General features: G+C 69.3%; 9 protein-coding genes. 1 reads left to right on the plus strand and 8 read right to left on the minus strand.

Annotated features, from left to right (window positions below; all coding sequences use genetic code 11):
• Positions 1 to 154: 154 nt before the first annotated feature.
• From LHA35_RS18895 to LHA35_RS18910, 4 genes are all read right to left on the minus strand, one after another.
• Positions 155 to 1,144, minus strand: coding sequence for an ABC transporter ATP-binding protein (locus LHA35_RS18895; protein ID WP_226610940.1), 990 nt, complete (start codon positions 1,142 to 1,144; stop codon positions 155 to 157).
• Positions 1,141 to 1,788, minus strand: a complete 648-nt coding sequence (locus LHA35_RS18900; protein WP_226610942.1) for an ABC transporter permease — start codon at positions 1,786 to 1,788, stop codon at positions 1,141 to 1,143. The genes LHA35_RS18895 and LHA35_RS18900 overlap by 4 nt, the downstream gene beginning before the upstream one ends.
• The gene (locus tag LHA35_RS18905) at positions 1,788 to 2,405 is read right to left on the minus strand and encodes an ABC transporter permease (protein ID WP_226610944.1); all 618 of its coding nucleotides are present in this window, start codon (positions 2,403 to 2,405) and stop codon (positions 1,788 to 1,790) included. Before LHA35_RS18905 ends, LHA35_RS18900 begins: the two co-directional genes overlap by 1 nt.
• 118 nt (positions 2,406 to 2,523) lie before the next feature.
• Positions 2,524 to 3,423, minus strand: coding sequence for a glycine betaine ABC transporter substrate-binding protein (locus tag LHA35_RS18910; protein WP_226610946.1), 900 nt, complete (start codon positions 3,421 to 3,423; stop codon positions 2,524 to 2,526).
• Between the two features lie 521 nt (positions 3,424 to 3,944).
• Between LHA35_RS18910 and LHA35_RS18915 the strand changes: the two genes are divergently transcribed.
• Positions 3,945 to 4,808 carry a DUF389 domain-containing protein gene (locus tag LHA35_RS18915; RefSeq protein WP_226610948.1) on the plus strand — a complete coding sequence of 288 codons (864 nt, stop codon included), beginning with the start codon at positions 3,945 to 3,947 and terminating at the stop codon, positions 4,806 to 4,808.
• A 123-nt stretch (positions 4,809 to 4,931) separates the two neighbouring features.
• Here LHA35_RS18915 and LHA35_RS18920 read toward each other — a convergent pair whose 3' ends face one another.
• The 4 genes from LHA35_RS18920 to LHA35_RS29075 all read right to left on the minus strand — a co-directional run bounded on the left by LHA35_RS18920 (position 4,932) and on the right by LHA35_RS29075 (position 6,925).
• Complete coding sequence (locus tag LHA35_RS18920; RefSeq protein ID WP_226610950.1) at positions 4,932 to 5,336, minus strand: hypothetical protein; 405 nt, start codon at positions 5,334 to 5,336, stop codon at positions 4,932 to 4,934.
• A gap of 289 nt (positions 5,337 to 5,625) precedes the next feature.
• Positions 5,626 to 6,129, minus strand: coding sequence for a hypothetical protein (locus LHA35_RS18925; protein WP_226610953.1), 504 nt, complete (start codon positions 6,127 to 6,129; stop codon positions 5,626 to 5,628).
• Positions 6,129 to 6,674 (minus strand): type II toxin-antitoxin system HicB family antitoxin, encoded by a 546-nt coding sequence (locus LHA35_RS18930; protein ID WP_226610955.1) that lies wholly within the window; start codon positions 6,672 to 6,674, stop codon positions 6,129 to 6,131. The genes LHA35_RS18925 and LHA35_RS18930 overlap by 1 nt, the downstream gene beginning before the upstream one ends.
• The gene (locus LHA35_RS29075; RefSeq protein WP_226610958.1) at positions 6,671 to 6,925 is read right to left on the minus strand and encodes a type II toxin-antitoxin system HicA family toxin; all 255 of its coding nucleotides are present in this window, start codon (positions 6,923 to 6,925) and stop codon (positions 6,671 to 6,673) included. Before LHA35_RS29075 ends, LHA35_RS18930 begins: the two co-directional genes overlap by 4 nt.
• Positions 6,926 to 7,147 lie beyond the last annotated feature (222 nt).

A 7,147-nucleotide genomic window follows, 5' to 3' on the forward strand; every position in this document is an offset into this window, starting at 1 on the left:
GCTGTCTCCTTCCCCAGAGGGCCGCCCGATCCCGGGAGAGGGGCGGCCACGGCCTGCGGGGGCCCTTCTTGCCGGGACCCGCAGGCGGATTGAACGCAATCCGGTGACAGGGGATGCGCCATGTGGGGGCAGCGGAGGCGGTGCCTCCGGCTCCTCAGCCTCCCCCGGCAGGGCTCCGCTGCTGGCCCTCGAGGCTTACGCCCATGGCCTCGGAAGGGGCTTCGCCGGAGCCGGCCGCCAGCACATCCTCCAGCGCCAGCGAGCCGCCGCCGGCAAGCGGCACCGCCCGCGTGCCGCGCGCCAGCATCGCCGCCAGCGCGTCCCGCAGGGAGGCGCCCTCCGGCAGGGACGCGCCCTCCGCCCGCGCGTCCCGCCGCGGCAGCGCCGAGACGGGGATGAGGGCCAGGCGCTTCAGCGCGCGGTCCGCCCCGAGGAACTCCGCGACGAACTCATCCGCCGGCCGCGCCAGCAGCTCCGCCGCCGGCGCGTGCTGCACCAGCCGGCCCGCGCGCAGCACGGCGACCGCATCGCCCAGCCGCACCGCTTCCTCCAGGTCGTGCGTCACCAGCAGCACGGTCTTGCGGAGCTGCTTCAGCAGCCGCAGCACCTCCTCCTGCAGCCGGCCGCGCACCACCGGGTCCACCGCGCCGAAGGGCTCGTCCATCAGCAGCACCGGCGGGTCGCCGGCCAGCGCCCGCGCCACCCCGACCCGCTGGCGCTCCCCGCCCGAGAGCTCATGCGGCCGGCGCCGGGCGAAGCGCGCGGGGTCGAGGCCGGTCAGCGCCAGCACCTCCTCGACCCGCGCCGCGATCCGCGCCGCCGGCCAGCCGAGCAGCCGCGGCACCGTCGCCACATTCCCGGCCACGCTCCAATGCGGGAAGAGCCCGACCTCCTGGATCACATAGCCGATGCTCCGCCGCAGCATGACCGGGTCCCCTGCCAGCGCATCCTGCCCGGCGATGCGCAGGCGGCCGGCGCTCGGCTCGACCAGCCGGTTCACCATGCGCAGCGTGGTGGTCTTGCCGGAACCGGACGGGCCGATCAGGGCGCAGCTCGTCCCCTCCGGCACGGTCAGGGTCAGGTCCTCCACCGCCGCGCGGTCGGCGCCGGGCCAGCGCCTGGTCAGCCCGTCCAGCTCGATCATCCGCCCCCCAACCGCGCCGAGAGGCGGCGCTCCAGCAGCCCGAACCCGGCCTCCGTCGCCAGCGCCAGCAGCGCGATGGCGACGGCGCCGACCAGCATCCGCCCGGTATCCAGCAGCGCCAGGCCCTGCGTCACCAGGTCCCCCAGCCCGCCGCCGCCGATGAAGGTGGCCAGCGCCGCGGCCGAGACCACCTGCACCGCCGCGATCCTGAGCCCGGCGAAGACCAGCGGCGCCGCCAGCGGCAGTTCCACCCGCAGCGCCCGCTGCCGGCGCGTCATGCCCAAGGCCCGCGCCGCCTCCAGCGCCGCCGGATCGGCGCCGCGCAGCCCCACCACCGTGTTCACCAGCACCGGCGGCAGCGCCAGCAGCGCCAGCGCCAGGACGGAGGGCGTGAAGCCCACCCCCAGCAGCGGCAGCAGCGCCGCCAGCACCGCGAGGCTCGGGATGGTGCGCAGCGCCCCGGCGCCGGCGATGCTCGCCTCCGCCAGGCGCGGCCGGTGCGCCACCACAAGGCCGAGCGGCAGGGCGATGGCGATGCCGAGCGCGAGGCCGGTGAGGGAGAGCAGCAGATGCTCCCCGACCGCGCCGAGGAAGGTGCCGGGATTCGCCCCCAGCCAGGTCACGGCGCCGGCCAGCACCTGCATCAGGCGAGGGCCGGCAGGCGGCGCTGCACGGCGCCGAGCACGGCATCCAGCAGCAGCGCCATCAGGGTGACGAGGCCCGCGCCGACCAGGATCTTCTCGGTATGCCCCTGGTCCAGCCCCGTCAGGATCAGCGTCCCCAGCCCCCCGGCATTGATATAGGCCGCGACGGTGGCCGCCGAGACCAGCGTGACCGAGGCCACCCTGAGCCCCCCGAGCAGCGCCGGCAGGGCCAGCGGCACCTCCACCCGCCACAGCCTCTGCCGCGGGGTCAGCCCCATCCCATCGGCCGCGTCCAGCACCGCCGGCGGTGCCGAGGCGAGCCCCGCGACCAGCGCCCGCAGCAGGATCGGCACCGCATAGCTCACCAGCGCCAGCAGCGCCGGCCGGAAGCCGAGGCCGAGCACCGGCACCAGCAGGGCAAACAGCGCCAGCGTCGGCAGGCTGTAGAGGAGGGAGGCCGTGCCCAGCACCGCGGCGCGCGCCGCCGGCCGCCGCGCCACCAGCAGGCCGAGCGGCAGGGCCACCAGCAGCGCCAGCGCCAGCGCCGCCGCCACCAGGCCGAGATGCGCCAGCACCGCCGCCCAGACCGTATCGAGGTTCCGCACCGTCCAGCGCATCAGCCGCCGCCCCGCCCGAGCCGGGCCCGGGCCGGGCCATGCGGCGGCGAACCCCGCCGCATCAGGCCGGCCCCCGCGCCGCCGCAACGCAGCCCCGGCCGGGTGGCGCCGCAGCGCATCAGGCGAGGCCCTGCCGTTGCAGGAAGCGCGCCGCGACCTCGCGCGGCTCCTCCCCATCCTGGTCCACCTGCCGGTTCAGCTCCTGCATCACCGGGTTGTCGAGCTTCGCGCCGATGCGCAGCAGCGGCGGGGCGAGGCCCGGCCAGTCCCGCAGCGCCGGCTGCCGCACCACGGCGGCGAGCTGGTAGGGCGGCCAGAGCCGCCGGTCGTCCCGCAGCACCGTGTAGCCCCCGACCGCGATCTGCCAGTCCGTCGCATAGGCATTCACCACATCCGCCTGGCCGTGCTGCAGGGCGGCGTAGCGCAGGCCGAGCGCGGCGAATTGCCGGAAGCGCCGGAATTCCATGCCATAGACGCGGCGAAGCCCCGGCAGCCCGTCCGACCGGTCGGCGAACTCGTTCCCGGCGGCCAGGGTGAGCTGCGGCGCGACGCGGGCGAGGTCGGACAGGGTGGCGAGGCCGTGGCGCTCCGCCGTCCTCGGCAGGACCAGCAGGGCATTGCCGTTGTCGATGCCGGAGGGGTCGAGCCAGGTGCAGCCGAACTGCGCCTCATACCCCGCGCGGACCTTGGCCAGCACGTCCTCCGCGCTGCCTTCCGGCGGCTGCTTCAGCACCACGCCGAGGCCGGTGCCGGTATATTCGGGGTAGAGGTCGATCTCCCCCGTGGTGAGCGCCTGGTGGGCAATGGCGGTGCCGCCGAGATTGACCCGCCTTTCCACCCGCGCCCCGGCGCCTTCCAGCCCCTGGGCGAACAGCTCCGCCACCACGAGCTGTTCGGTGAAGTTCTTGGAGCCGATGCGCAACTGCGGCGCCGCGCGGGCCGGGCGCGCGAGGAGGGCGGGCAGGGCGAGCAGCCCGCGGCGGGGGAGGGGACGGCCGAGGGGTGGCGGGCGTCTCATCCGGGGAGAGTAGGCTGGGTTTGTGGAGGTTGGAAACCAGGGCGGGTGCCGGGGAGGCCGGCGGCGTCGCTTTGGGCGGAATCCGGGCTCTCGGTTCTCACCGCCGGATAGCAGGGCACCCGGCAAAGCGGATGCCGCGGTCTGCGGCTGAGAGGGGGGACCGTCATCCCGGCACCAGCTTGCGGAAACCCTCTGCTGCTGATGCCGTGTTGTCCGGCCTGTGGCGGCGGAGGCGGTGCCGGAGATCGCGAAGCCGGCCGGGAGCGGTCGTGAAACTGGTCTTACGACCGCTGAAGCCTTGGCGAAACTGCGCCAGCGCGCAGGCGAGAAGCGTGGGGCTCATGCAAATCTCGCAAGGGTGTCGGCGTGGTTGAGGCCACCTCCGCTGACCTCGTCCATCCATCCGGGACAAGGTGCCGCTCACAGCGTTGCGTGAGCGGCCGATCATTCACCGCTGTGATGGAGTCCCGATGTCCCGAAGGCTAGACCTCAGCCTGCCGCCCGAACTGCGCGGCCGGATCATGGAACGCATCCAGGATATGCCGGGCGTCGCGGGCGTGACCTTGCTGACCGGCGCCTCGGTGAGTCCGCCGGGCGATGCCCTTCGTATCGACGCGACGAACGAGGCGACGCTCGCCATCCTGACGCTCCTGGATGAGACCGGCGCTTTCGAGAAGGGGTCCGTCACCCTCAGCGAGCCGACCGCCATCGTCGCGCCTCAGCACCTGAAGGAGATCGACCAGCAGGGCAATGAGACCGCCTGGGAGGAGATGGGCGAGCAGTTGCGCCGCGACACCAACATCACGCCCAACTTCCTCCTGCTGATGGCGACGTCGGGAGCGGTCGCGGCCTTCGGCCTGGTATCGGACACGCTCCATGTCGTGCTCGGGGCCATGCTGATCGCCCCCGGCTTCGAGCCGCTCCTGCGCATCCTCTTCGGGATCATGGGCCATCGGCACGGCCCGGGGGCCGGGTTGCGGTCGAGCCTCGCCGGCTATCTCGCGATGGCCGCCGGCGCGGCCGCCGCGCTGCCTCTCGCACTTCTCTTGCAGGACCGTGCGGCCGCCGACCTGCCGGGACTGCACTGGGCTGGGTACTGGTCCAGCGTTCAGGCGAGTGGCGTCGCCGTCTCCCTGGTGGCCGGCATGGCGGGTGCCACCATCGTGAGCGCCCGGCTGACGGTCTTCGCCACCGGCGTTATGGTCGCGCTCGCCCTGGTGCCGAGCATGGCGCTGGTCGGCATGGGGCTCGCCTCGGGCAATACTGGGCTCGCCTTTGGCGGCCTCCTGCGATGGGGCGTCGAGGTGCTGTGCGTGCTGCTCGCCGGTGGCACGGTGCTGGCCATCAAGCGCCGGTTTCTTCACCACCGACGGGTGTTCGACTGACCTTGCATCCTTTCCGGGCCCGCTCCCGCCGGCCACGGGGCTCGTGCGCGCGTGGTGCGCGGACGCCGGGGCAGGCGGCATCGCGCGCCTGCAGCGCGGGCGCCGCAGGTGCAAGCCCACACCTCATGTCACGCTCAGCACCCCCATCCCCACCACCGTCGCCACCCGCGCCGCCTGCGCCCAATGCGGCGGCCCGGCATAGCGCCCCGCCGCGCGCCAGACGCCGACCGTGGCAACAATGTTGTAGGGCACCGACAGCCCATACCCCACGATGAGCGCCGCAAGCGGCGAGTCCTGGGTGATCAGCACCAGGAAGGCCAGGCTGGTGGTGAGGTTGACCGCCAGGCCGCCGGCCACGGCCCAGTTCCAGAAGGCGGTCGGCAGGGGCAGCTCGCCCCGCCACACGCGCATCAGGGCGGACATCGTGGCATGGCGCGACAGAGGGTCATGCGGTGCGGTCCCCAGGCCCTGGGCGAAAAGCTCCGCCACCACGAGCTGTTCGGCGAAGTTCTTGGAGCCGATGCGCAACAGCGGCGCCGCGCGGGCCGGGCGCGCGAGGAGGGCGGGCAGCGCGAGCAGCCCGCGGCGGGGGAGGGGACGGCCGGGGGGGGCGGGCGTCTCATCCGGGGAGAGTAGGATGGGTTAGGGGCGGGTGGGAACGGGGACGTGGGCGCGGGTGGGGCGCTGCGCGAACATAGGCATGGCCGTCGAGGTGCGTGCCACCGCTTAGTGGCAAGCGCTGACTGACGGCCACCATCCGTCAGACGCGCACCAGTAAAAATGGTGCCCACATAACTCGGTTGCTGCTGCCCCTCAATTATGAAGGTGTGAACGTAGATTCCTCAAAAACACATTCAACTGAGCCGGGTAGCCGAGGCAAATCGAGATCAGCCTGGGCATTCATGAGGGAGAACAAGGAACAAAAATTCTGCCATGCGCTAGTCGAGACGAGGTCTAGAAGCATGAGTTTGGCATCTCCTCCGTATGCTTCATTCAGTTTTTCCTTCGAAAAAACGAGAACATAATTTGCTTTTGCCTCTACAACTGCATTTTCTTCTTTGTTTCTGCTAACTTCAAAGCTGCAAAGCCCAACAATGGTGTTTTCATCGCTGCCGGCCAAGCTTGCTTTTGCGGTCAGGAAGTGTTCTAACCCCTCATCTTTGCCAGATTGAGGAGCTCGCAATTTATTCTCGAACTCACATGACAGTAAGTCAATAACGACTACTGCAGGAACTCGAGACGAGACCTTCCTGGCGAGCACAGACGCTTTGCCCGACGGCTTCCTTCCCGGGGCACGCTTGAGCGTTGGCTTAGTTTCCATCAGTGCTTCACCTGCCAAGCCATTTGGTTTTGCAAGACGACAGGAATTCTCTCACTAACGTCTGCCACGAGCACTTCTCGACGCACCGTAAGGTCAAGCAGTGAATGATGCTGCGACACGTCCCGCTTAGGGGAAAAATCAGACCGCTGCTGAGCTCGTTCAGCGGCTACGCGCAAAATTTGAGCTAGCTGATCAACAGGGTTCTGATTCTTTGCTGCGTCCGAATTCAGCTTCTCTTCGATTGCGCGGCTGATCCAAGCATTAAGGGTTTCTCCGCAACGAGTTGCCGCCATAGCTGCCTTGCGATGCAGTTCTGGCAGCATCCTGACATTGAGCGAGCCTTTGAACGGCTTGCTCGGTTCCTTACCGACCAAACGGCACGTCTCTAGATAGCCTTCGACAAGGTCTTCAAAGGTTTGTTGCGCCTCAGAAGCCTTGTCGCATTCTGACGTAAGAAAATCGTCGACGTGCAAGACTTGGATCAGAAGCCGACCATCCTCAAACGTCACCGCCCCCTGATAGCCTTTGTATGTTAGGACGGTCATATGATGCCCCTCTGTTCCAGATGCGAGCGCAAACGGCGGACCATGCTTGGCCCCATTTCTCCGTCGTGCGGCTCATGCGCCATGATCACGTCCTGAGTTCCAGAATGGAAAAACACTCTCTGACTTCCACTTGTCTTGCCTGAGCGTTTTTCTTCGTAGCCCAATTTCACGATCATCCTGGTGAACTCCCGCCAGGAGAACGGCCCTTGGCACTGCTTGAATGAGGAAACCACCTTTTCCAAGCGAGCCATCAACCGTCTGGCCAGTTTCACCGAGATGATCGCATAGGCGCGTTGCGACTAGAACCTAGTTGCTGTGGATGACATGTCAACTCTCCGGAACATCGTCGGCCAGCTAGTGGATCGCGCCTGACGGAAGAGTCCTGGTAGGGATTCCGGCGCCCGGCCCGGCATGCGAGTCTGGGCCATGCGCACAGGCATTGTCGTCGAGGTGAGCGCCGCCGACCGAACCCG

Source organism: Roseicella aerolata, from assembly GCF_020523605.1.
Taxonomy (GTDB): domain Bacteria; phylum Pseudomonadota; class Alphaproteobacteria; order Acetobacterales; family Acetobacteraceae; genus Paracraurococcus; species Paracraurococcus aerolatus.